Consider the following 22,160-nt stretch of genomic DNA (forward strand, 5'->3'; position numbering starts at 1 on the left):
GGAACCGCACGCGCCGCGACCGGCGCGAGGACAATAAGCGCCGGAAATATGACCATGCCGGGACGCATCCGTGAGAGAGTAGCGGGATCGCGGCGGTGCTACAAATCGCCCCTGACAATGACCTTTCAGCCCGATGATTATTGGTGTCAGCAGCGCGGTGGAGCGCCGAAACGACGCGCAGGTAATCCATTTTTCGCGACACCGGCCATTGAAGGAATGGATTGCTCGTGTAATGGGGGGCTGATTTGATCGAAGGGATCGTATTGTGGGGCGCTCGGCGTCGCATTGACGATTCTAAATTTCCGACTTTCCCAGTTTTCGTGCCCGAAGGCGGCGGATGCGGCGCGCGTCGGCGTCGAGGATCAGAAATTCGATGCCGGCGGAATGGGCGATGATTTCGCCGCGGGTGGGAACACGACCGGCGAGGGTGAATACCAAGCCGCCGACCGTATCGAGATCGGCCTCGCGTTCTTCCTCGGTCAGGACCGAACCGAATTTCTCTTCAAACTCCTCGATCGGCAGGCGCGCGTTGAGATCGACGCTGCCGTCGTCCCGTTCGATCAGCATCGGGCCTTCGATTTCGTCGTGTTCGTCGTCGATATCGCCGACGATGGTTTCGACGAGGTCTTCGATGGTGACGAGGCCATCGACGCCGCCATATTCGTCGATCACCAGGGCGAGGTGGGTGCGCCGCTGGCGCATTTGCAGCAGAAGATCGAGCACCGGGATTTGCGGGGCGACCATCAGTGGCTTGCGCAGAATGGCGCGCAGCGAAAACCGATCGGACGGGCCGATATAGCCCATCACGTCCTTGATGTGGACCATGCCGAGCACATCGTCGAGATGTTCGCCGAACACCGGCATCCGCGAATGGCCCTCGCGGCGGATCTGGTCGATCGCCTGATCGAGCGTGACGTCGGCGCGCATCGCGACGATGTCGGCGCGCGGCACCATCACGTCGTCGGCGGTAATGCCGCGCAGCCGCAGCACGTTGGCGATCAGCGCGCGTTCCTGCCGGTCGAGCCCGGTGCCGCCGTCTTCGGTGTCGAGCTCGGCTTCGGTCTCTTCCATCAGCTCGCCGATCTGCTGGCGCAGATCGGGCTGTTCGCGCATTTTGTGCAGCAGCTTGGTGAACCAGCTCCCGCTCATGACTGGTGTTTCCACGGGTTCGGCACGCCAAGACGAGCGAGAAGCCGGGCTTCCAGTCGCTCCATACGCCGGGCGTCGCCCGCGTGGTGATGATCCTCGCCGGCCAGATGCAGAGCGCCATGGACGATCAGATGCGCGAGATGATGGGCGGGGCGTCTGCCCGCCGCTCGCGCCTCGCGCAGCACGGTGCCGAGGGCGACGATGATTTCGGGCGGCGCCTCGTAGGTGAGCACGTTGGTCGGCTTGTTGCGGCCACGGTCGCGCGCGTTGAGGCGCTTCACCGTCGCATCGTTGGTGAGAACCACCGACGGCGCGCATCCCGCCGCGATCAGGGCGCGAGCGACCAGCCGTTCGGGTGCCGAGACGTAGCGCCGCCAAAGCGGCTCGGCAACGATGATCTCCCCCCGCGACGCCGCGGCGTCGAAGGGGAGCCTACTATAGGGTTCCTGCGAACTACAGGATTCTTGTGGAGGCTCCATCAGTTTTCGCGTTCGCGCTCCTGCTGCGCCGTCGTTCGCCGATCATAGGCCTCGACGATGCGGGCCACCAGCGGGTGACGCACCACGTCGTTCACGGTGAAGCGGGCGACGCCAATGCCCGAAACCCCTTCCAGCGTGTCGAGTGCGTCGGTGAGGCCGGAGCGGTTGCCGGTCGGCAGGTCGATCTGCGAGAGATCGCCGGTGATGACCATGCGGGTACCTTCGCCCATGCGGGTGAGGAACATTTTCATCTGTACCGGTGTGGTGTTCTGCGCCTCGTCCAGGATGACGAAGGCATGGGCAAGCGTGCGGCCGCGCATGAAGGCGAGCGGGGCGATTTCGATTTCGCCCGAGGCCATGCGTCGCGTCATCTGGTCGCCGGGCAACAGGTCCTGCAGCGCGTCGTAAAGCGGGCGGAGATAGGGATCGACCTTTTCCTTCATGTCGCCGGGCAGGAAGCCGAGCCGCTCGCCGGCCTCGACCGCCGGGCGCGACAGCACGATGCGGTCGACCCGGCCGGAGATGAGCATGGCAACCGCCTGGGCGACCGCGAGATAGGTCTTGCCGGTGCCGGCCGGTCCGATCGCGAACACCATCTCGAAGCGGGAGAGCAGGTCGATATAGCTGGCCTGCCCTGGGCTGCGCGGGCCGACTGCGCCCTTGCGGGTGCGGATTGCCGGCAGGTCGGACAGCGGCAGGCGGGGGTCGATCGTGGGATCGACCAGCCGTGCCGCCGCATCGACTTCCGCGACGCTGATCGCCTCGCCCTGCGACAGGCGCTGGTAGAGTGACGACAGCGCGATTTCCGCCGCCTCGACTCGACTCGGCTCGCCGGAAATCGACACGCGATTGCCCCGGCAGGCGAGGCGAACGCCAAGCCGTTGCTCGATTCGGGCGAGATTGCGATCGTGATCGCCTAGAAGAACCGACAACAAGCTGTTGTCGTTGAAGGTAAGAGTGCGGGAAAGCGAGGCTTGCGGTCCGGCGATCTGGCTCAAGCGGCGATTTGCTCCTGGTTGAGGGTGGCCATCAGAGAATTGGGGTTGGCGGAGGCGATTGTCACGGGGTGGATCGTTCCGGGAACAAGACTGGCGGTGTTGACGATCACCGGCTGCAGATAGGGTGAGCGCCCGGCCATCTGGCCGGGATGGCGGCCAGGGCCGGTGAACAGAACATCGAAGCGCCGGCCGATCTGCGCCCGATTGAAATCGTGCTGCTGTTCGCGCAACACCGCTTGAAGTTCCTGCAAGCGGCTGTTTTTCAAAGATTTTGACACCTGATCGGGCGATTCGGCGGCGGGCGTGCCGGGACGCGGCGAGTATTTGAAGCTATAGGCGAGGGCGAAACCCGTCTCGCGCACCAGGTGCATGGTGGCGGCGAAATCGGCGTCGGTTTCGCCGGGGAAGCCCACGATGAAATCGCTCGACAGCGCAATATCCGGCCGCGCCGCGCGCAGATCGGCCACGATGCGGCGGAATAGATCCACGCCGTGTCGCCGGTTCATTGCCTGGAGGATGGCGTCGGAGCCCGACTGCACCGGCAGATGCAGGAACGGCATGAGTTTCGGATTGTCATGATGCGCGGCGATCAAGGCGGCATCCATATCGCGCGGGTGGGACGTGGTGTAGCGCAGCCGGGCGAGGCCGGGGATGTCGGCGAGTTCGGCGAGCAGGCGCGCTAGCGGCCATGTGCGCCCGTCGAGGCCGTCGCCGTGCCAGGCATTGACGTTCTGGCCGAGCAGGGCGATTTCGCGTGCCCCGCCGGCGACAAGGCGTTTTGCTTCGGCGAGGATGGCGGCGGCCGGACGGCTTTGCTCGGCACCGCGTGTATAGGGCACCACGCAGAAGGTGCAGAATTTGTCGCAGCCTTCCTGGATGGCGAGAAAAGCGATCGGGCCCTGCGAGGCCTGTTGCGCCGGCAGATGGTCGAATTTCTGTTCCGCTGGAAAATCGGTATCGACCACGGCGCGGCGCTTCGCCTCGACCTCGGCGATCAGTGCGGGCAGGCGATGATAGGCCTGCGAACCGACCACGACATCGACGTAGGGGGCGCGGGCGAGGATTTCCGCGCCTTCGGCCTGGGCGACGCAGCCGGCGACCGCGATCGTCATCGCTCCGCCGCGCGCGTCCTTGACCGCGCGCAGCCGGCCGAGTTCGGAAAACAGCTTTTCCGAGGCGCGCTCGCGGATATGGCAGGTGTTCAGGATCACCATGTCGGCGTCCGGCGTATCGACCGCGCGATAACCCAGCGGACGCAGCACGTCCGCCATGCGCGCGCTATCATAGACGTTCATCTGACAGCCCCAGGTGACGATGTGCAGCGTGCGGAGGATCTGGGCAGTCGCGATCGGGGAGGTTTCGGTCATTCGCATTCATCCGGGCAGAGAGTTTGTCCGTGGATGTGCCGAGAAATCTGGCCGGTCAAGCGTTGGATGGATAATGCCACTCCCGAGTCCTTCGCGCCGATCATCGCGATCGTCGCCGTCTCCTGTCAAGAATTTTCCGAGCCTGCTTGACAGAAAATTCTAAATATTGAAAATAAATTCATGGATGTAAAAACAGCAGCCAGAACGATCGACCTTTTCGAGGCATTTGCCGAGCATCGCCGCCCGCTGACGTTGACGGAGCTTGCCAGGGCATTGGCGATTCCGGCCTCCAGCTGCCTCGGACTGGTGCGCACCCTCGCGGGCCGAGGGTATTTGTACGAAATCCAGCGGCGCAATGGTTTCTATCCAACCGGACGCCTTTATGCCCGCGCGAGCATCATCGCCGCGCATGACCCGCTGCTCGAACGGGTGCGCCCGACGCTCGAAGCACTGCGCGACGCCACCGCCGAATCCGTCGTGTTCGGCAAAATGAAGGAAACGCGGATTCTTTATCTGGACTACGTGCCCTCGCCGCAGAGCGTGCGCTATATCGCGGAGGCCGGCGACATGCGTCCGCCGCACGCCAATTCGCTCGGCAAGGCGATTCTGGGCGCAATGGACCGGGCGGACCGGCTTGCACTGCTGTCGAAAATCGATTGGCAGCGCTTCACATCGCGTACCGCGAAAGATCTGGCGGCGCTGGAGGCCGATCTCGACGCCTCGCGCGAGCGCGGCTGGTACGCGAATTTGGGCGAAAGCATCGCCGATCTCGGGGCTATCGCCTCACCCGTCCGGGTCGGCGGAGAGTGGTTCGCCGTTTCGGTCGTCGGGCCGCTCAATCGGATCGAAGCGTCGATCGTGCGCCATGCGCTTCATCTGTGTGCTGCCCGCGATGCGCTGGATGCGGTGTTCGGCGCCGATGGAGCGATGACGCTTCCTTCAGGCCCGGAGACATAGATCATGGATTTTGCCCTGACACCGGAACAGGAGGCGGTCCGCGACGCCGTTGCGCGCATCTGCGCTCGATTCAGTGACGATTACTGGCTGGAGCGCGACCGCGATGGCCGGTTTCCCGCCGAACTGCACGGAGCACTCGCCCAGGATGGCTGGCTCGGCATCTGCATGCCGGTGGCGCATGGCGGCGCCGGGCTCGGGATCACCGAGGCCGCCATCATGATGCAAGCGATCTCCCAATCCGGCGGGGGCATGACCGCCGCGTCTTCGGTGCACATGAATATCTTCGGGCTCAATCCCGTTGTGGTGTTCGGCACCGAAGAGCAGAAGCGCCGGATGCTGCCGCCGCTCATCGCCGGCAGGGAGCGCGCCTGCTTTGCCGTGACCGAGCCGAATACCGGCCTCGATACGACGCAGCTCAAGACACGTGCCGATCGCCGGGGCGACCGCTATGTCGTCAATGGCCAGAAAGTTTGGATTTCCACAGCACAGGTCGCCGAAAAGGCGCTGATCCTGGCGCGGACCACGCCGCTGGAGGAGGTGCGCCGCCGGACCGACGGCTTGAGCCTGTTCTACACCACGCTCGATCGCAAACGGGTCACGGTGCGCGAGATCGAGAAAATGGGCCGCAAGGCGGTCGATTCCAACGAGGTGTTTTTCGACGGATTGGAAGTCCCGGTCGAGGACCGGATCGGCGAAGAGGGCAAGGGTTTCGAGTATATCCTGCACGGCCTCAACCCGGAGCGCATTCTGATCGCGGCCGAGGCGGTGGGGCTGGGTTTCGTCGCGCTGGAACGCGCGTCGCAATACGCGAAAGAGCGCGTGGTGTTCGGCCGGGCGATCGGCAGGAATCAGGCGATTCAGCATCCGCTCGCCGAATGCTGGATGGAGCTCGAAGCCGCCCGGCTGATGATTTTCAACGCGGCGTGGCGTTACGACAAAGGCCTGTCCTGCGGGGCGCAGGCCAACGCGGCAAAATATCTGGCGGCGGAGGCCGGATTCAAGGCGTGCCAGCAGGCGGTCATGACCCATGGCGGCTTTGGTTATGCCAAGGAGTACCACGTGGAGCGCTATCTCCGCGAGGCGATGATCCCCCGGATCGCGCCGGTCAGCCCGCAGCTGATTCTCTGCTTCATCGCCGAAAAGGTGCTGGGCCTGCCGAAATCCTATTGACGGATGCTGCCACGATACCGGTCAGACCGAAACGGCAATGTCAGATAATGACGAGGAACTCCATGAAATCGAATAGCTATGATGCGGATGCTGAGCGGGAGCTGATCGCCCGTCTCGACCGGCTGCCTTTATGGCCCCATTCCAAGCTGGTTCTCTGGGTTGTTGGAATAGGTTACCTTATCGCGTTTTTCGACATAACCAACGTCGCGTTCGGCTTGCCGGTGTTCAGCAAGGTTCTGCACTTCACCGCCGGACAGCAGGCTATTCCGATCACAGCGAGTCTTATCGGTTACATTGCCGGTTCCTGGCTGAACAGCAATTTCGCCGACATGATCGGCCGGAAAGGCGGAATCATGACGGCGACGCTGCTGTTCACCGTCGGGTGCATCGGAACGGCTTTCGCGGTCGGTATCGTTTCGATGGTCGTGGGGCGGTTCATCACCGGCATGGGTATCGGCGCCGAAATCGCCGTTATTTCCGCTTACATCGGTGAAATGGCTCCGGCATCGGTGCGGGGCCGATACACGGGTCTTGCGAGCATGTTCGCGATGATCGGCCTGGGGATCGTTCCCGTGATTGCCCTGATGCTGGTGCCGAATTTTCCGTGGGGCTGGCGAGCCATGTTCTTGCTCGGCGCGCTTGGCGGCCTCACGCTCTTCGCGTTTCCCTGGATTCCCGAATCGCCGCGCTGGTTGCTGAGCAAGCGCCGGCTGGCGGAAGCCGCGGCAATCATCGATGCGGCCGAAGCCAGGGCCAAGGCGCGCATCGGCGATCAATTGCCTCCGCCCATCGAAGTGGCGGCCGAAGTGCATATGCTGGGCTTCCCGACCACGGCACTGTTCCGCGCGCCGTTCGTCGGTCGCGTGGTATTGCTGTTTCTGCTCTGGTTCATCTGGTACCTCGGCACTTATGCGTGGCTGGGGCTGGGGCCGACATTTTTCGTCGCCCGCGGCTATACGCTCGCCCACAGCATCGCATTCATGCTGACCAGTTCCATCGGCTATCCGCTGGGGTCGCTTCTTGCCACCGCCCTGGGTGATGCCTTCGAGCGCAAATATAGCATTCTCATTGGTATGCTGGTCTGGACCGCCGGTTTCGTGGTGATCGGCGTCACCGGCAGTTCGACGGTCATTTATGTCTCGGTGTTCCTGCTATCTGTGTCGAATGGCTTCTTCGTGCCATTGATGTATGCGCTGACGGCGGAGAGTTTTCCGACACGAGCACGGGCGACCGGCGTTTCGCTGACCGATGGAGCCGGACATCTGGGCGGTGCGATCGGCCCGATCATGGCGATTGCCATCTATTCGTGGGGCGGCAGTTCGGTGGGTTTCCTGGCGGTGTTTCTGTTCATGGCATTGACGGGCCTGGTCACGGCCATGATCCTGCCATTCACGATCAATGCCACCCGAAAATCGCTGGAAGTCGTAAGCGGGGAGCGGTGATGGTGCGGATCGAAGCCGCGGCCGCGCAGCACTAACCGGGAATAAGTTCGAACCGATCGACATCGACCAGCCCGCGATCGGTGATTTTCAGGTGCGGAATCACCGGCAAAGGCAGAAAGGCCAGTTGCAGGAACGGTTCGGGCAAGCGCGAGCCCATGTCGCGGACGATCCGCTGCAAGACGAGGAGCTGGGCGCGAACGGTTGAAAACGGTTCGAGACTGATCAGTCCTGCCATCGGCAGCGCGAGCGATCCGAGAATGGCGCCGCTTTGCACCGCGACGAAACCGCCGTCGAGGGCGATCAGATGATTGACGGCAAGTGCCATGTCGGAATCGTTCGAGCCCACGACGCAGATATTGTGGCTGTCGTGCCCGACCGAGGCGGCGAGCGCTCCATCGGCGATGCCGAATCCCTTGACGAAGCCGCGCCCGATATTGCCGTTGACGCCGTGCCGCTCGAGTACCGCGACTTTCAAAACGTCACGCGCCGGGTCGGGGTGGCGCAACCCGTCCTTCCAGGGCAGATCCATCGTTAGAAATTCAGTCACGATCTTGCCTTGGAGGATGCCGATCACCGGCCCGGTCGGCCCGCCGGCTGGGGCACGCAAATCCTCCGGGCGGATCGGGGCGCGGCGCACGCTGTCCAGCCCGATCGGCGACGGCGCGGTGCGATTTTTGAACAGATTGGGCTCGACCGGCATACCGCGCGCGATGACCCGCGCGACGGCGCAGTCGTGAAGATCGTCAAGCAGGATGATGTCCGCGCGCTGACCCGGCGCCAGCAAGCCGCGATCGGTCAGGCCGAATCCGCGCGCCGCTGAGAACGACGCGGCGCGGTAGGCGTGCAGCGGCGCCACGCCCAGGGCGATCGCGCGGCGGATCAGGTGGTCGATATGGCCTTCCTCGGCAATGTCGAGCGGATTGCGGTCATCGGTACAGAAGCTGCACAGAATCGAGGTTTCCGTCGTCAGGGCCGGAGCGAGTGCCGCGAGGTCTTTGCAGACGGTACCTTCGCGGATCAGCAGATGCATGCCCTTTTCGAGTTTTTCACGAGCTTCGTTCAGGCTCGTGGTTTCGTGACAGTTGCGAACCCGGCAGGCGAGATAGGCGTCGAGCGCGCGTCCGCCAAGCATCGGGGCGTGACCGTCGATATGACCATCCTGGAACAGGGCGAGCTTGTCGATGACCACCGGGTCTTTGGCGAGCAGGCCGGGAAAGTTCATCATTTCGGCAAGCCCGACGACCTGCCGTGCCGACCGGTATGGGGCAAGGGATGCGGCATCCATTCGGGCGCCGGCGGTCTCGAGATGGGTCGCCGGCACGCAGGAGGAGAGCTGCACGCGCAGATCCATGACCATCCGCCCGGCACAGGCGAGCATATAGTCGAGGCCGGCGGTGCCGAGGACATTACAGATTTCGTGCGGATCGGAAATCGCGGTTGTGGTGCCGCGCGGCAGCACGCACGCCTCGAATTCCAGCGGCGTGACCAGGGAGGATTCGCAATGGACATGGGTATCGATGAAGCCGGGAACCGCAATGCGCCCCTCGCCATCGACCCTGTTTGCTGCCTGATAATCGCTGCCGATGCCGACGATCCGGTCGCCACAAATGGCGATATCGACCGGCTTCAATGTGCCGGTGACCAGGTTGAACAGGCGCACATTGCCGATCACGAGGTCGGCCGGCATCCGCCCGAGGGCCTGATCGATGCAGTTTTCGAGAAAGCGTCGCATGATCCATGATCGGGTCATGGATGGGCGTTGTCAAACACCCGTTGCGCAGGCGATTCCATAGCTACCGGAAAGCGGGGCTACCGAAAGCCGGGTTCGACGAAGCCGCGCAGCTTGCGCGAGTGCAGGCGCTCGACGCCCTGCTCGCGCAGGATGTTCATTGTCTCGATTCCGATCATGATATGCTGATCGATGCTGGTGCGGTAGAACGTATTCGCCATGCCGCGCAGCTTGAGTTGGCCGTGCAGCGGCCGGTCCGACACGCAGAGCAGGGTGCCGTAGGGCACGCGGAAGCGAAACCCGTTCGCGGCGACCGTGGCCGATTCCATGTCGACCGCGATTGCGCGGCTCTTGTTGAACGCACTGAAATAGTCGCCGAGCTGGATTTCCCAGTTCCGGTTGTCGGTGGTCGCGACCGTGCCGGTTCTGAGCCTGGTTTTCAGTTCGTGATCGCGCAGGCCGGTGATCCGCGTGGTTGCATCCGCGAGGGCGACCTGGACTTCCGCGATCGCGGGGACCGGAACCCAGAGCGGCAATTCATCGTCGAGGACGTGATCGGCGCGGACATACCCATGGGCGAGCACGTAATCGCCCAGAACCTGGCCGCGCCGAAGCCCGGCGCAATGCCCCACCATGAGCCAGCAATGCGGCCGGAGTACCGCGACGTGATCGGTGATCGTTTTCGCGTTGCTTGGGCCGATGCCGATATTCACTAACGAAATGCCGGTGCCATCCGGCCGTTTCAGGTGATAGGCCGGCATTTGCGGCAGGTTCCGGCCGAACAGGGATGCCGCGTCATCATCCATTCCCGGCTCGACCGCGATATCGCCGGGCCCGACCAGTTGGGTAAACCTGTCGCCAGCGGCCAGTTCGCGCAACCCGTAGTCAATGAAAGCGTCGGCATAGCGCTGATAATTGGTGAACAGAACGAAGGACTGAAAATGTTCCGCGGCCGTGCCCGTGTAATGGTGCAGGCGTGCGACCGAGAAATCCACCCGTTCAGCGGTGAACAGCGCGAGCGGATTGGGCGTTCCGGCCAGAGGGCGAACCGCGCTGTTGGCGATCGCGTCGTTGATCGTCCAGAGATCGGGAACGGTCACGCGGTCGAGCAGCGACTCGAAATCGAAATCCGCCGAGGCACCCGATGCATCCTGGACGGCGAAGGCGAACGGGATTGCCGTGGTACTCGGGCCGACATGAACGTCACAGCCATGGTGACGCATCAGATGGCCGATCTGCTCTTCGTAATAGGCGCCGAACAGATCGGGACGGGTGACGGTCGTGCCGTAAACACCCGGTTCGAGAAACACGCCGTGGGAGAGGCGCGCATCCACGTTCAACTGGTCTGGGGTGACCGCGAAGGCGACATAGGGATACGGCGCCTCGACCTTGCCGTTACGGCTGGGTTCATTGATCCGCCGCTCGAACTGCCGCGTGATCGTCGCCAGGCTGCGATCGTAGATCGAGCGAATTTCGGCCACCGCATCCACCGCATTGGAAAACGTCGTCAGTTGGCCGGCGCCTTCCACGATGAGGCCGCTCATGCGCGATGCGTCCTTGACTGCGTGGCGGGTTCGAAAAAATATGGGCCGGGAATAGTCGTTGTCATGTCCTATCCGGTGTGTTGCACCTTATTTTGAGCGTCGACCCCGGTTCGTTCAAGATGTTTATCAAGATCGAAGCGGGGGTATCAGGCGCCAATTTTCAGGCTTTTGACCGAATCTTCCAGTTCCTGAAAACTGGGCATGTGCATGTTCGGCACCATTTTTCGGCCGATTTCGACGCTGACCTGCGGGGCGTTGCCGTGGAGATGGGCGACCAGGACGGCCCGGATGACCTCGAAATATTTGGAATCCTCCTCGACCACGCCACGCAACCGCACGGCACAAGGTCCGACGATGCCATAGGCCAGCAGCACGCCGAGAAAAGTGCCGGTCAGCGCTTCGCCGATCATTTCGCCGAGAATGGCGGGAGGTTGACTGATATGAGCCATGGTTTTGATGACGCCGAGCACGGCGGCAACGATGCCGAGAGCGGGCAGTCCATCGGCCATGACCTGAAGATTATGCGCGCCGTGCAGTTCTTCGGTCAGGGTTTTTCGCAATTCGCGCGCCATCACATCCTCGATCTGGTGCGGATCGTCGGCGTTCATGCCGACCATGCGCAGATAGTCGCAAATGATCGCCGTGGCGTGGCGGTTTTTCAGGATCGCCGGAAAATGCTGAAATACCGGGCTTTCTTCCGGTCGTTCGATATGCGCTTCGAGCGCCATCGCTCCCTTGGTGGTCGCCAGACGCACCAGATAGAACAACAGACAGAGCAGGTTCGTGTAGTCGGCTTTTTGAAATAAGCCGCCTTTGAGGACTTTCTTGAAATCGCCGAGCGTATGCTTGATGTGATGGATGGAATTGCCGGCGACGAGCGTGCCGAAGGCAGCCCCGCCGATGGTGATGAATTCCAGGGGCAATGCCTTCATGAGCGGGCCGATCGCCCCGCCGCTCGCGACGAACACGCCGAACACGCACACCAGAAGGAATGCCAAACCTCCGAGGGTCAGCATAGATGAAGCATCACGCGGAAATATCGGCTGCGGCGGGTCACGGCGTCATCGGGGATTTGGCAGGTTCGGGCCGGTGGCAGGCGCGGGGCGCAACACCAGGATCGCGATGCGGCGATTGGCGGCGGCGCGCGGATGTTCGGGTAGGAGCAAGCGCCGGTCGGCGTAACCGGAAACGGCGACGATCCGATTTTTCGGCAAGCCGGAATGTTCCATCAGCTGACGCGTCGCATTCGCCCGATCGACCGAGAGATCCCAGTTGCTATGGCCTGGAACCCGATAGGGCCGTGCATCGGTGTCGCCGGAGATGCGGATCGGATTGCCAAGTCGGGCAAGGATCGGCGTGATTTTTCTGATCAGGGCGCGCGTCATCGGGTTGGGCTGCGCCGAGCCCAGTGCGAACATCGGCCGCTTGTGCGTATCCATGATCTGAACTTTGAGACCCGCCGGCGTTTCGTGGATGCTGACCTGGCGCGCCAGGCTGCGCAGGGACGGGTCCGCCTCGATCGCTTGTCTGATCGCCCTGGTCGCGGCGGCGAACCGGCGATGACCGATATTTCCGGGCTGAATATCTCCGATGGTTTTGCCCGATCTGGCGGTATGGATTCCCGATCGCGGAACCGGATGGTGATGCGCTCCAGGGGGCGTGCGGGCGACCGTTCGCGGCACCGGGTTATTGCCGATCGTCACCCGAACGGCGCCCCGATCGGATGACAGGGCGCCATGATCGAACGGGGTATGGCCGCCGAACGGTTTGCCTTCGCCCGATGCGCCGCGATTGAGAATATTGGCCTGGCTGAAATAATCGGCCAGGCCGATCCGTTGCGCCTCCGTCGTCGCGTTAATCAGCCACATCAGCAGGAAGAACGCCATCATCGCCGTCACGAAGTCGGCATAAGCGACTTTCCATGCTCCGCCATGGGGCACGCCTTCGACGATTTCCTCCTTGCGAATGATCAGGTTGACCGGCTGATTGCCGGCCATCCTGCCTCGATTTTTCCGTACCGCCATCGTTCATCCACCGCCTTTGCGGCGGAGTATCGCGAGGCAGGATTAACAGAAGCTGAATCGGTTCGGTGAGTTCAGCAATCGAGCGCGCGGGCCAGGACCGCAGGATCGACATTGCCGCCGGACAGGACGATCCCGACGGTCAGGCCGGCGACCGGAAGCAAGCCGGCATGCAAGGCGGCGAGGGCGACCGCACCGCCTGGCTCGACGACGATCTTCAATGTCCTTACGGCGAAGCCGATCGCCGCCAGGACCGCCTGATCGGACACCGCGACGGCGCCGGCCAGCCTCGGCCGGTTGATCGCAAAGGTCAGCTCGCCGGGCTCCATGGCAAGGAGAGCGTCGCACAGAGGCGATCCGGTGCCGTCATTCGCCACGCGGCGGCCCGCGTGGAGCGAGCGGCCGGTATCGTTCCAGCCTTCGGGCTCGACGGCGATCAGCCTTGTTTCCGGGGATAAAAGCTGCAGGGCAAGCGCGCAGCCGGCGGTCAGGCCGCCGCCGCCGGTGCAGACGAGAACCATATCGAGTTCGCATCCCGCTGCCCTCGCGTCCTCGACCAGTTCAACGGCAAGCGTTCCCTGACCGGCAATCACGTCGGCATGGTCGTAGGGTGGAATCAGCGCGGCCCCGGTGCGTTCGGCAATCACCCGGCCAATCGCGGCGCGATCCTCCTTGCGCCGGTCATAGGTGATGATCTCCGCACCCCAGCGCGCGGTCGAGTCCCGCTTGATCGCCGGGGCGTCGGACGGCATGACCACGGTCGCGCGCATACCGAGAGTTGCGGCAGCGCAGGCGATGGCCTGACCGTGATTTCCCGACGAATATGTCACCACGCCCCGCGCACGGGCTGCTTCCGGCAGGCGCAGCAGCGCGTGGGTGGCTCCGCGCAGCTTGAAGCTTCCGGTTCGTTGCAACGGTTCCGCCTTGATGAACACCGTGGCCCCGGTTTCCTCGTCGAGGATCGGCGATCGCAAGGCCGGCGTACGGACGATAAAAGGCGCGATCATCCGATGGGCGCGGACGATGTCGTCTTGGGTAGGGGGCTGCATCATCGCGCGTCTCTCACGATTGCATCGGGCACGGCGGAACCTAATTCGACCCGATAGAGGTCGTAAACCTCGATCGTCTTATGGTCGCGACGCCGATCGAGCGCACCGATCAGCGTGGCATCGTGAAACCGGCCATCGGTTTGTGGTTTCAGGTATCGCGGTTCGACCAGAAGGCCGGATTGGCGGGCGTTCGGCGCAAGGCTGGGCAGATCGAAATAGCGCCAGCGCGGGCCGACGCCGATCACCGCTATCGATTTTGGCCGGCGATAAGCCAGTTCGGCGACGGTTGCGTAATCGGTTCCCGCGATGAAGGCCGAGTGCCTGACCTGAGCGAAACGAGCGACGCCTGCGGCAAACTGCGGCCAGCCGGCGAGTTCGAGGGCGGTCGGGTCGTGCCGGACGGGCAGGGGGATCGGTGCGGCGATCGCCTGAGCATAGACGATTGCCGTGATGACGGCGCCCAGCGTGACCGCGGCGGGCAGCCATTTTCGCGTCATGTCGCTGGCCGCGCCGGAAGCGGCCAAGGCGGCGCCGGGGTATAGGATGGAAGGCCAATTAGCCTGCACGGCGCCGGACAAAGTGTGTTCGACAAAGATCGCGCCCGGAATCACCACCGAAAGCCAGACAAGTTTATTTGCGATGCTCCGGTCGCGGATCGCCCGCCAGACGCCGGCCGCCATCAGCGCGGCGACAATCGGGGTCGCCAGACCGAGCTGGCCGCCGATCAGGCCCGCAAGGTGTTTGAGCGTATCGGAAAGATCGAGATGCGCGGAACGGCCGCCCTGCTTGGCGAAGCTGACCCAGCCATGCCCGGCATTCCAGAAGATCACCGGCGCGAACAGCAGGAGGCCGAAGCCGAGTCCGATCCAGGGCAGCGGCCGGCGCAACGCAGCCCGGCCAGCGGGTGACATCAGCAGCCAGAGCCCGACGATCGGGAATAGCAGAACCCCGGTATATTTGGACTCGAAAGCAAGCCCCTCCGCTATCCCGGCCGCGATCCACCAGCGATCGTCGCCGGTGGCGTGCCAGCGCGCGACGGCGGCGATCGTCGCCGTCCAGAACAGCAGCAGCGGCGTATCCGGCGTGGTGATGATCGCTCCGGCGTTGAGCATCAGGGTCGCATTGAGCAGGATCGCCGCGACGATGCCGGCATTCCGGCCGGGGAACAGATCGTCCCCCGCCCGCCAGAGCAGGAGGGACCCGATCGCCGCACCGATCGGCGAGAGCAGCCGGATGCCGAGCGGGGACTGGCCGATCAGGCCGGTTCCGGCCTTGATCCACAGGGCGATCAGCGGCGCGTCGTCGTAATAGCCGGGCCGCAAATGCCGCGACCACAGCCAGTAATAGGCCTCGTCCGGGGCAAGCGGCACCAGGGAAGCGACGATCAATCGGACGATGGTGATGCCGGCGATAAAGAGCAGGAAATATCGCCGCGTCATCGCTGGCGCCACACCAGCGTCGCCGAAACCGCGTAGTTCCACACCACCCCGATCGCCGAGCCGGCGGCGCTGGCCGCCAGGCTCGTCGCGCTTTCCCGATAGAGGGCGCGTGCGATGCCGATATTGGCGATCGCCCCCAATCCGCAGACCAGCATGAACAGGATCAGACCACGCCAGTAGCGTGGGCCCCTCAGCCGGGAGCTTCGATAGGTCAGGCGATTATTCATCTCGAAATTGGCGATCATCGCAACGATCGTGCCCAGCGCCTGAGCGGTGCCGAAATCGAGGCCGGCATGCCGGCCCAGTTCCATGACGGCGAGATTGACGATCAGACCAAAGCCGCCAACCAGGGCGAAGGCGATGAATCGCAGGGGAATCGTGCCGCCGAGCGCCTTGTCGATCAGCAGGCCGGCGAACTGGACGAGCACCAGGATGTCGAGCTTGCTCTCGCCGGCGGTGCGCCGGCGGAAACGGTAGGGGATTTCGACGATTTTCAGCGGATGCTGTGCCGCAAGGAGAAGATCGAGCAGGATCTTGAACCCCTGGCCGGTCAGCCGATGCGTGAGGCTTTCGAACAGGTCGCGCCGCAGCATGAAAAATCCGCTCATCGGATCGGTGATCGGCACGCGCGCCAGGGATTGCGCGAGCTTGATCCCGGCGTTCGACAGCCTGGCCCGCATCGGCGAGGCGAGACCGGCGGCGTCGCCATCGCCCACATGGCGGCTGCCGACAACCAGATCGGCACCTGCATGCAACGCCGAGAGCATGGCCGGCAGCTTGGTTTCGTCGTGCTGGAGGTCGCCGTCGATCACCGCGATGATGTCGGCCGAACTGGCGAGACCGCCCTCGATCACCGCGGAGGACAAACCGCGCCGCCCGATGCGTCTCAGGCAGCGAACCCGGTTATCCTCGCGCGCCAGACGGCGGGCTTCCTCGGCGGTGCCGTCCGGGCTGTCGTCATCGACGAAAATGACTTCCCAATCGAGTCCTTCAAGGCTCGCGGCGAGCGCCCTCACCATCGGGGCGACGTTCGGTCTTTCGTTGAAGCACGGGACGACGACGCTAAGCGTCGGCCCGGACGATCCGGTCACGAAGGTGGCAGCGCCTCGAGGATCGCTTCGGCGCGACTCACATCGAATCCGCCCGCCTGTTCCACGGCGAGATGAGCGACCACGCCATCCTTTGCGATCAGCGCGAAACGCTGGCTGCGAACCCCGAGGCCGCGCGCGGTCAGGTCGAGTTCCAGCCCGAGAGCGCGGGTGAACAGGCCGGAGCCGTCGGCAAGGAAGGTGATTTTGTCTCCGCCGCTCTGGCTCGCGGCCCAGGCACCCATCACGAAGACATCGTTGACCGCGAGGCAGGCCACCTCGTCGACGCCTCTGGCGCGCAAGGCATCGTAGTGCTCGAGGAAGCCGGGCAGATGACGGGCGCTGCAAGTGGGCGTGAAAGCGCCGGGAACCGCGAACAGAACCGCGGTCTTGCCGGCGAACAGGGCGCCGGTATCGACCTCCTGCGGTCCGTCCGGAGTCGGCTTCATCAGCTTCATCGTCGGCAATTTGTCGCCCACCTTGATCATCGTGTCTTCTCCTGGCCTCTGGTTTGCCGGCCCGTGTGGTAGCCGAACCCGGCACGCGCGTGAAGCGGCCGGAAGGCAGCGACCCTTGCGCCGCGGTTGCGCGCAGAGGATAGGGGCGGGATGACGAAGCCGATATCCGCCCTAATATCTATTTGATGCCGATGGACGAGATCGTTTTGACCGGCCGTTTGCTGATCGCCATGCCAGGGCTGGTGGGGCGCGATTTCGCGCGGACGGTCATTTATGTCTGCGCCCATTCGCATGAGGGTGCGATGGGGCTGATCCTCAATCGTCCGCTCGCCCGGCCGCAATTCGGCGAGCTGGTGCAAAATCTGAATCTCGCGGACACCCCGCCTACGCAGGACATCCCGGTATGTTCCGGCGGCCCGGTCGATCAGGGGCGCGGCTTCGTGCTGCATTCCGCGGATTGGCGCACCGGGGAGACGCTGGAGGTCGATGATGGCCATGCCATGACCGCGAGCCTCGACGTTCTGCGTGCGATCGTCGAGGGACACGGCCCGCGCCGCTGCGTCCTTGCCCTGGGCTATACGGGTTGGGGTGCCGGGCAGATCGAGAGCGAAATCAGCGCGAATTTCTGGCTCGCCGGTTCGGCCGACGATGCGATTCTGTTCGATCGGTCGCCAGAGACGAAATGGCGCCGCTCCCTTGCCCGGATCGGGATCGATCCGGCGGCGCTTTCGGGAGAGGCGGGACACGCCTGAACCGCAAAGCCCTCGAAATCTAAGCCTGATAATCGCCGGCGAGGCTTCGCTGCATGATGACGACGTCCAGCCACCGGCCGAACTTGAACCCGACATCGCGAAGAATGCCGACCCGCTGGAAGCCCAGGCTGGCATGAACCCCGATCGATCCGATATTTTGCGAATCTCCGATGACCGCCAGCATCTGGCGAAATCCGGCCTCGCTCGCATCGGCGAGCAGGCGGCGCACGAGCGCTTTGCCGACTCCCTGGCCCCGCACATCCTCGCGGACATAGACACTGTCTTCGGCGGCGAACCGATAGGCCGATCGGGGGCGATATTGATCGAAATAGGCGAAACCGAGCACGCCGGTATCGTCGGTTGTGACCAGCCAGGATCGCCCGGCATCCACGATACCATGGTAGCGCCGGGTCATCGTCTCGAGCGAGGGAGGCGTTTCCTCGAAGGTTCCAGTGCCTTCCAGGACATGGTGGGCGTAGATCGCCTGGCATTCGGCCAGATCGTCAGGGGTTGCCGGGCGGATTTCCATGATGCGGCGGACTCCATTCCTGTTTCGAACAGGGATGCCGCACTGAAGCGGGATGATGCAAGAGCGCGATCAAGGGGCGGATTTGTGCCAATCGAGAGATGGCTTGTGGAAAATTAATCGGATTATCGGAATTCGATGCTATAGAAACGCCGATGCCCCTTATGCTATTGACGAGCTTGATGGCGATATCTTTAGTTAACCGATTGAATTCAAAAGAAACATCCAAGAAGACGGGCGGCGCGCGAGCCCGCCTGCCGTGCCGAAGCCATCGAACGCCATGGCTCTGTGCCGGACGATTCCCGCCTGGGCAGACGGAAGGACGATACGCCCGATGAATGACGCTTCCGATACGACCGGACACGAGCAGCCAGAAACTCTCCATGTCCGCATCCTGGCCGTAAAGGCAGTCGCCCGCTTTCACGGGGTCGACCTCGACATCGAAACCCTCCGGTCCGATCCGGCGGAAACAGCGCCCATGTCTCCGCACCTCGTGGAGTGGCTGCGGGAATCCGGGCTGTGGGCGCGCGGGATTCGCCTCAATTTCCGGCAATTGCTCAAGGTCGAGACCACCACGCCGGTCGTTCTGCTGTTGCAGGATGGCGGTGCCGCGATCATGGTCGCGCATGACCGGGACCGCGGGATCATTTTCGTGCGCGATCCCCGAGCACCTCTGGGCTCGGCGCCCGTGGCGGTCGACGAACTCCAGTTGCGCCAGGTGTGGGACGGTGCCGTCCTGCTGATCAGGGGCGAGCGGGGCGGGCAGGAGGTTGAGCCGGCATTCAACTTCGCGCTGCTGTGGAAGATGGTCTGGGTCGAAAAGCGCATTCTGCGGGATGTCGCGATCAGTTCGGTCACGCTGACCATCCTGCAGGTTCTGCCGATTCTGATGATCATGGTCGTGCTGAACACCGTGATCATCTATCGCAGCATGAATACCCTGATCCTGGTGACGCTGGTGTTCATCGTCGCCATCATCTGGGAAGCGATCCTGACCTGGGGAAGGCGAATGATGCTGGTCATTCTCTCGACCAGGCTCGATGCGCGATTGAACCTGATGATTTTCGACCGTCTGATGACGCTGCCGATCGATTTCTTCGAAAAGAACCAGGCGGGCGAATTGTCGTATAAGGCCGCGCAGATCTATCGCGTTCGCGACTTCATCACCGGACGCCTGCTCTCGACCTTCATCGACATGTTCATGGTGGCGCTGATTCTGCCCATCCTGTTCTATCTCGATGCATTCCTGGCATGGACGATCCTGATCGCGGCCGCGATCATTGCCGTTATCATCACCTCCTTCCTGCCCGCGATCGCGCGCCTGACCGGCAAGATCATCGCCGCCGAAAGCCTCAAGGGCGCGGTGATGGTGGAAAGCATCTACGGGATTCGCACGGTCAAAGCGCTGGCGCTGGAAAAAGTGCGCGCCGACGAGTGGGATGAGCGCGTCGCCGAAACCAGCCGGCTCAATATCCAGATGGGCAGATTGACCAACTGGCCTGTCGCGCTGTCGCTGCCGTTCGAGCGTTATGCCCAGGGCGGTGTGCTGCTTCTTGGCGGCTACCTCGCGGTGACGTCGCAAAACCCGCTGGCGCTTGGCGGGCTTGTCGGCTTCATGCTGCTCGGCGGCAGGGTTGCCGGACCTCTGGTGTCCTTCGCGCGGCTGATCCAGGATGCGCAGGAGGCGAGGGCGGCGGTCGGCATCGTCGGACAGGTGCTGAACCGCCCGACCGAGCGCCGCGCGCTGACGACCGGTTTGCGCCCGCGCTTCGAGGGATCGGTCGAATTCGAAAACGTCACATTCACCTATGAAGGCACCAAGACGCCTGCCTTGAACAAGGTGAATTTCGCGGTCCCCGAAGGCACCATGCTCGGCATCGTCGGCCGGTCGGGCTCGGGCAAATCGACGATTACCCGCCTGCTGCAAGGGATCAATCGCGAATATACCGGCGCGGTCAAGATCGATAACACCGAGTTGCGCGAGATCAATCTGCGGCACCTGCGCAAGAGCTTCGGGGTCGTGCTGCAGGATAATTTCCTGTTCCGGGGCTCGGTGCGCGATAACATCGTCGCCGGAAGACCTGGGCTGAGCTTCGAGGACGCGATCCGTGCCGCCCGGCTTGCCGGCGCCGAGGAATTCATCGAACGCCTGCCGCAAGGCTATGAAACCTTCGTGCAGGAAGGCTCGCCCAATCTTTCGGGCGGGCAGAAGCAGCGGCTCGCCATCGCGCGCGCTCTGATCGCCGATCCGCGCCTGCTGATCCTCGATGAAGCCACCAGCGCGCTCGATCCCGAGAGCGAGGCGCTGATCAACGCGAATCTTCTGCGAATCGCGCGCGGGCGAACGATGGTCATCATCTCGCACCGGCTTGCCTCGCTGGTCGAATGCGACCAGATCCTGGTGATGGATGCGGGGCAGGTGATCGATCTCGGCAAGCACGGCGAACTCGTCGAGCGATGCGCGATCTACCGCCATCTCTGGCTCCAGCAGAACCGCCACATGAATCCCGAGGGAGGCCGTCATGCGCCGACTCCGACGCTTGCTCAAGGAGATTAACCTCCCGGCCCTTGGGCGGAAGGGCGACAACAATCCCGGCATTCAGGACGCCTCGGGCATGAGTCTGGCGACTCCGGCCCAGCTTGGCGATACGCCGATGGCGCTGCTCGAATTCCAGTCGCCCACCGCCGCGGTGATCGCGACGCCGGTATCGGCCGTCTCGCGTTATACCGCGCTGATCGTCACCGCGATGGTGTTCGCGCTCCTGGCGATCGCGGCGACCGTTCGGGTCAGCAAGGTCGTCACCGCGCAGGGCAAGCTTGTCTCGTCAGCGCCAACGATCATGATGCAGCCGTTCGACACGTCGATCGTGCAGTCGATCAAGGTTCACGAGGGAGAGATCGTCCGCAAGGGTCAATTGCTCGCCCAGCTCAACCCGACCTTCGCTCATGCCAATCTCAAGGCGCTCAAGGCGCAGGTCGTCGCGCTGTCGGCGGAGCAGACGCGGCTTGAGGCCGAAGCGAACGGTACGGTTTACGCACCTCGGCACCCGAATACGGCCGAGGCGCTGCAGGCCGCGATTTTTCAGAGCCGGGGAGCCGAGAGAACCTATACGATCGAAAATTATAACCAGAAAATCGCCGAGCTGCAGATGATCGTGGCGAAAAGCGAGCACGAGGCTTCGTTCTACAAGAAGCGCGTCAATGTGGCGCAGGATGTCGAGAACATGCGCAACCAGTTGCAGAAATTGCAGGTGGGAAGCAAGCTGAACTCGCTCATCGCGCTCAACGACAGGCTCACGGTGTCCAGTTCCCTGTCGAGCGCGATCGCGACCGCCGCGGCAGGCGAGCGCGATCTCGCGGCACAGCGCGCCGAACGGGATGCCTATCAAAAGAAATGGGCCGCCGGCGTTTCCGAAGATCTCGCGAAAACCACGAGCAAATTGATTACCGCCGAGCAGGATCTGGCAAAGGCGAGGTTGCAGAGCCAACTCGTCGTTCTGCGCGCGCCGCGCGATGCCATCGTTCTGACGATCGCTCATGTTTCGGTCGGATCGGTGTTGCAGTCCGGCCAGAAATTCATTTCGCTGGTGCCGATCGATGCGCCCTTGTCGATCGAGGCGGATATCAGCGGCACGGAATCGGGCTATGTGCATGTCGGCGATCCGGTCACGGTCAATTTCGACACGTTCGATTTTCTCCGTTACGGATCCGCCAAGGGCACGCTGAAATCGGTCAGCGCCGACAGTTTCAGCCCCGAGATGCAGCCGGGCGAAGGCGGTTCCGCGCTGCCGAACCGTCCGCACACGCTTTATTACAAGGCTCGGATATCGCTGGACGAGTTGATGCTGCATAACACGCCGTCGGGTTTCCGTCTGGTGCCCGGCATGCCCTTGCAGGCGAACATCAAGGTCGGGCGCCGGACCATCCTGTCCTATTTCGTCACCAAGATCATGCCTGTCGCCTATGACAGCATGCGGGAGCCGTGAACCGAT

General features: G+C 63.2%; 20 protein-coding genes. 6 read left to right on the plus strand and 14 right to left on the minus strand.

The genetic code is table 11. The annotated features are described in order from the left end of the window. Window positions 1-294 precede the first annotated feature (294 nt). The 4 genes from L2A60_RS04550 to miaB are packed head-to-tail and all read right to left on the minus strand — an operon-like array spanning window position 295 to window position 3,993. Window positions 295-1,149, minus strand: coding sequence for a hemolysin family protein (locus tag L2A60_RS04550; protein ID WP_235703187.1), 855 nt, complete (start codon window positions 1,147-1,149; stop codon window positions 295-297). After that, window positions 1,146-1,628: an rRNA maturation RNase YbeY gene (gene ybeY / locus L2A60_RS04555; protein WP_235703188.1), complete on the minus strand. Its 483-nt coding sequence runs from the start codon at window positions 1,626-1,628 to the stop codon at window positions 1,146-1,148. The genes L2A60_RS04550 and ybeY overlap by 4 nt, the downstream gene beginning before the upstream one ends. Further along, entirely contained in the window at window positions 1,628-2,617 is a 990-nt protein-coding gene (locus L2A60_RS04560; RefSeq protein WP_407932519.1) for a PhoH family protein, read from the minus strand. Before L2A60_RS04560 ends, ybeY begins: the two co-directional genes overlap by 1 nt. A 5-nt stretch (window positions 2,618-2,622) precedes the next feature. Continuing rightward, window positions 2,623-3,993: a tRNA (N6-isopentenyl adenosine(37)-C2)-methylthiotransferase MiaB gene (miaB, locus tag L2A60_RS04565; RefSeq protein WP_235703190.1), complete on the minus strand. Its 1,371-nt coding sequence runs from the start codon at window positions 3,991-3,993 to the stop codon at window positions 2,623-2,625. 180 nt (window positions 3,994-4,173) lie between these two features. Between miaB and L2A60_RS04570 the strand changes: the two genes are divergently transcribed. The 3 genes from L2A60_RS04570 (at window position 4,174) to L2A60_RS04580 (ending at window position 7,562) form a co-directional block, all read left to right on the plus strand. Further along, window positions 4,174-4,950: an IclR family transcriptional regulator gene (locus tag L2A60_RS04570; protein ID WP_235703191.1), complete on the plus strand. Its 777-nt coding sequence runs from the start codon at window positions 4,174-4,176 to the stop codon at window positions 4,948-4,950. Window positions 4,951-4,953: 3 nt separating this feature from the next. Further along, window positions 4,954-6,120, plus strand: coding sequence for an acyl-CoA dehydrogenase family protein (locus L2A60_RS04575; RefSeq protein WP_235703192.1), 1,167 nt, complete (start codon window positions 4,954-4,956; stop codon window positions 6,118-6,120). 62 nt (window positions 6,121-6,182) lie between these two features. Then, window positions 6,183-7,562 (plus strand): MFS transporter, encoded by a 1,380-nt coding sequence (locus L2A60_RS04580; protein WP_235703291.1) that lies wholly within the window; start codon window positions 6,183-6,185, stop codon window positions 7,560-7,562. A 31-nt stretch (window positions 7,563-7,593) separates the two neighbouring features. Here L2A60_RS04580 and ade read toward each other — a convergent pair whose 3' ends face one another. The 8 genes from ade to L2A60_RS04620 form a co-directional block, all read right to left on the minus strand. Next, complete coding sequence (gene ade / locus L2A60_RS04585; protein ID WP_329603555.1) at window positions 7,594-9,294, minus strand: adenine deaminase; 1,701 nt, start codon at window positions 9,292-9,294, stop codon at window positions 7,594-7,596. Between the two features lie 77 nt (window positions 9,295-9,371). Beyond that, window positions 9,372-10,835, minus strand: a complete 1,464-nt coding sequence (locus L2A60_RS04590; RefSeq protein ID WP_235703194.1) for an AMP nucleosidase — start codon at window positions 10,833-10,835, stop codon at window positions 9,372-9,374. A gap of 146 nt (window positions 10,836-10,981) precedes the next feature. After that, window positions 10,982-11,851: a flagellar motor stator protein MotA gene (gene motA / locus L2A60_RS04595; RefSeq protein WP_235703195.1), complete on the minus strand. Its 870-nt coding sequence runs from the start codon at window positions 11,849-11,851 to the stop codon at window positions 10,982-10,984. A 45-nt stretch (window positions 11,852-11,896) separates the two neighbouring features. Continuing rightward, window positions 11,897-12,832, minus strand: coding sequence for a flagellar motor protein MotB (locus L2A60_RS04600; RefSeq protein WP_235703196.1), 936 nt, complete (start codon window positions 12,830-12,832; stop codon window positions 11,897-11,899). A gap of 98 nt (window positions 12,833-12,930) precedes the next feature. Continuing rightward, on the minus strand, window positions 12,931-13,908 hold the full coding sequence (locus L2A60_RS04605) for a threonine ammonia-lyase (protein WP_235703197.1): 978 nt from the start codon (window positions 13,906-13,908) through the stop codon (window positions 12,931-12,933). Continuing rightward, window positions 13,905-15,344, minus strand: coding sequence for an ArnT family glycosyltransferase (locus tag L2A60_RS04610; protein ID WP_235703198.1), 1,440 nt, complete (start codon window positions 15,342-15,344; stop codon window positions 13,905-13,907). The genes L2A60_RS04605 and L2A60_RS04610 overlap by 4 nt, the downstream gene beginning before the upstream one ends. Next, entirely contained in the window at window positions 15,341-16,435 is a 1,095-nt protein-coding gene (locus L2A60_RS04615) for a glycosyltransferase (protein ID WP_262312121.1), read from the minus strand. The genes L2A60_RS04610 and L2A60_RS04615 overlap by 4 nt, the downstream gene beginning before the upstream one ends. Continuing rightward, window positions 16,432-16,920, minus strand: coding sequence for a peroxiredoxin (locus L2A60_RS04620; RefSeq protein ID WP_235703199.1), 489 nt, complete (start codon window positions 16,918-16,920; stop codon window positions 16,432-16,434). Before L2A60_RS04620 ends, L2A60_RS04615 begins: the two co-directional genes overlap by 4 nt. Before the next feature lie 161 nt (window positions 16,921-17,081). Here L2A60_RS04620 and L2A60_RS04625 point away from each other — a divergent pair, with 161 nt between their 5' ends. After that, a complete protein-coding gene (locus L2A60_RS04625) occupies window positions 17,082-17,642 on the plus strand; it encodes a YqgE/AlgH family protein (protein ID WP_235703200.1) in 561 nt (186 codons plus the stop codon). Window positions 17,643-17,661: 19 nt separating this feature from the next. Here the strand turns inward: L2A60_RS04625 and L2A60_RS04630 are convergent, their stop codons facing one another. Both L2A60_RS04630 and L2A60_RS04635 read right to left on the minus strand, forming a co-directional pair. Then, window positions 17,662-18,171: a GNAT family N-acetyltransferase gene (locus tag L2A60_RS04630; protein ID WP_235703201.1), complete on the minus strand. Its 510-nt coding sequence runs from the start codon at window positions 18,169-18,171 to the stop codon at window positions 17,662-17,664. Beyond that, a complete protein-coding gene (locus L2A60_RS04635) occupies window positions 18,146-18,553 on the minus strand; it encodes a hypothetical protein (protein WP_235703202.1) in 408 nt (135 codons plus the stop codon). Before L2A60_RS04635 ends, L2A60_RS04630 begins: the two co-directional genes overlap by 26 nt. On the opposite strand from L2A60_RS04635, the gene L2A60_RS04640 reads away from it, so the two are divergent. Together L2A60_RS04640 and L2A60_RS04645 are read left to right on the plus strand one after the other, a co-directional pair. Next, the gene (locus tag L2A60_RS04640) at window positions 18,503-20,725 is read left to right on the plus strand and encodes a peptidase domain-containing ABC transporter (RefSeq protein WP_407932516.1); all 2,223 of its coding nucleotides are present in this window, start codon (window positions 18,503-18,505) and stop codon (window positions 20,723-20,725) included. The genes L2A60_RS04635 and L2A60_RS04640 overlap by 51 nt on opposite strands. Continuing rightward, window positions 20,691-22,154 (plus strand): HlyD family type I secretion periplasmic adaptor subunit, encoded by a 1,464-nt coding sequence (locus L2A60_RS04645; RefSeq protein ID WP_235703204.1) that lies wholly within the window; start codon window positions 20,691-20,693, stop codon window positions 22,152-22,154. Before L2A60_RS04640 ends, L2A60_RS04645 begins: the two co-directional genes overlap by 35 nt. Window positions 22,155-22,160 lie beyond the last annotated feature (6 nt).

Source organism: Acidiphilium iwatense (assembly GCF_021556475.1).
Taxonomy (GTDB): domain Bacteria; phylum Pseudomonadota; class Alphaproteobacteria; order Acetobacterales; family Acetobacteraceae; genus Acidiphilium; species Acidiphilium iwatense.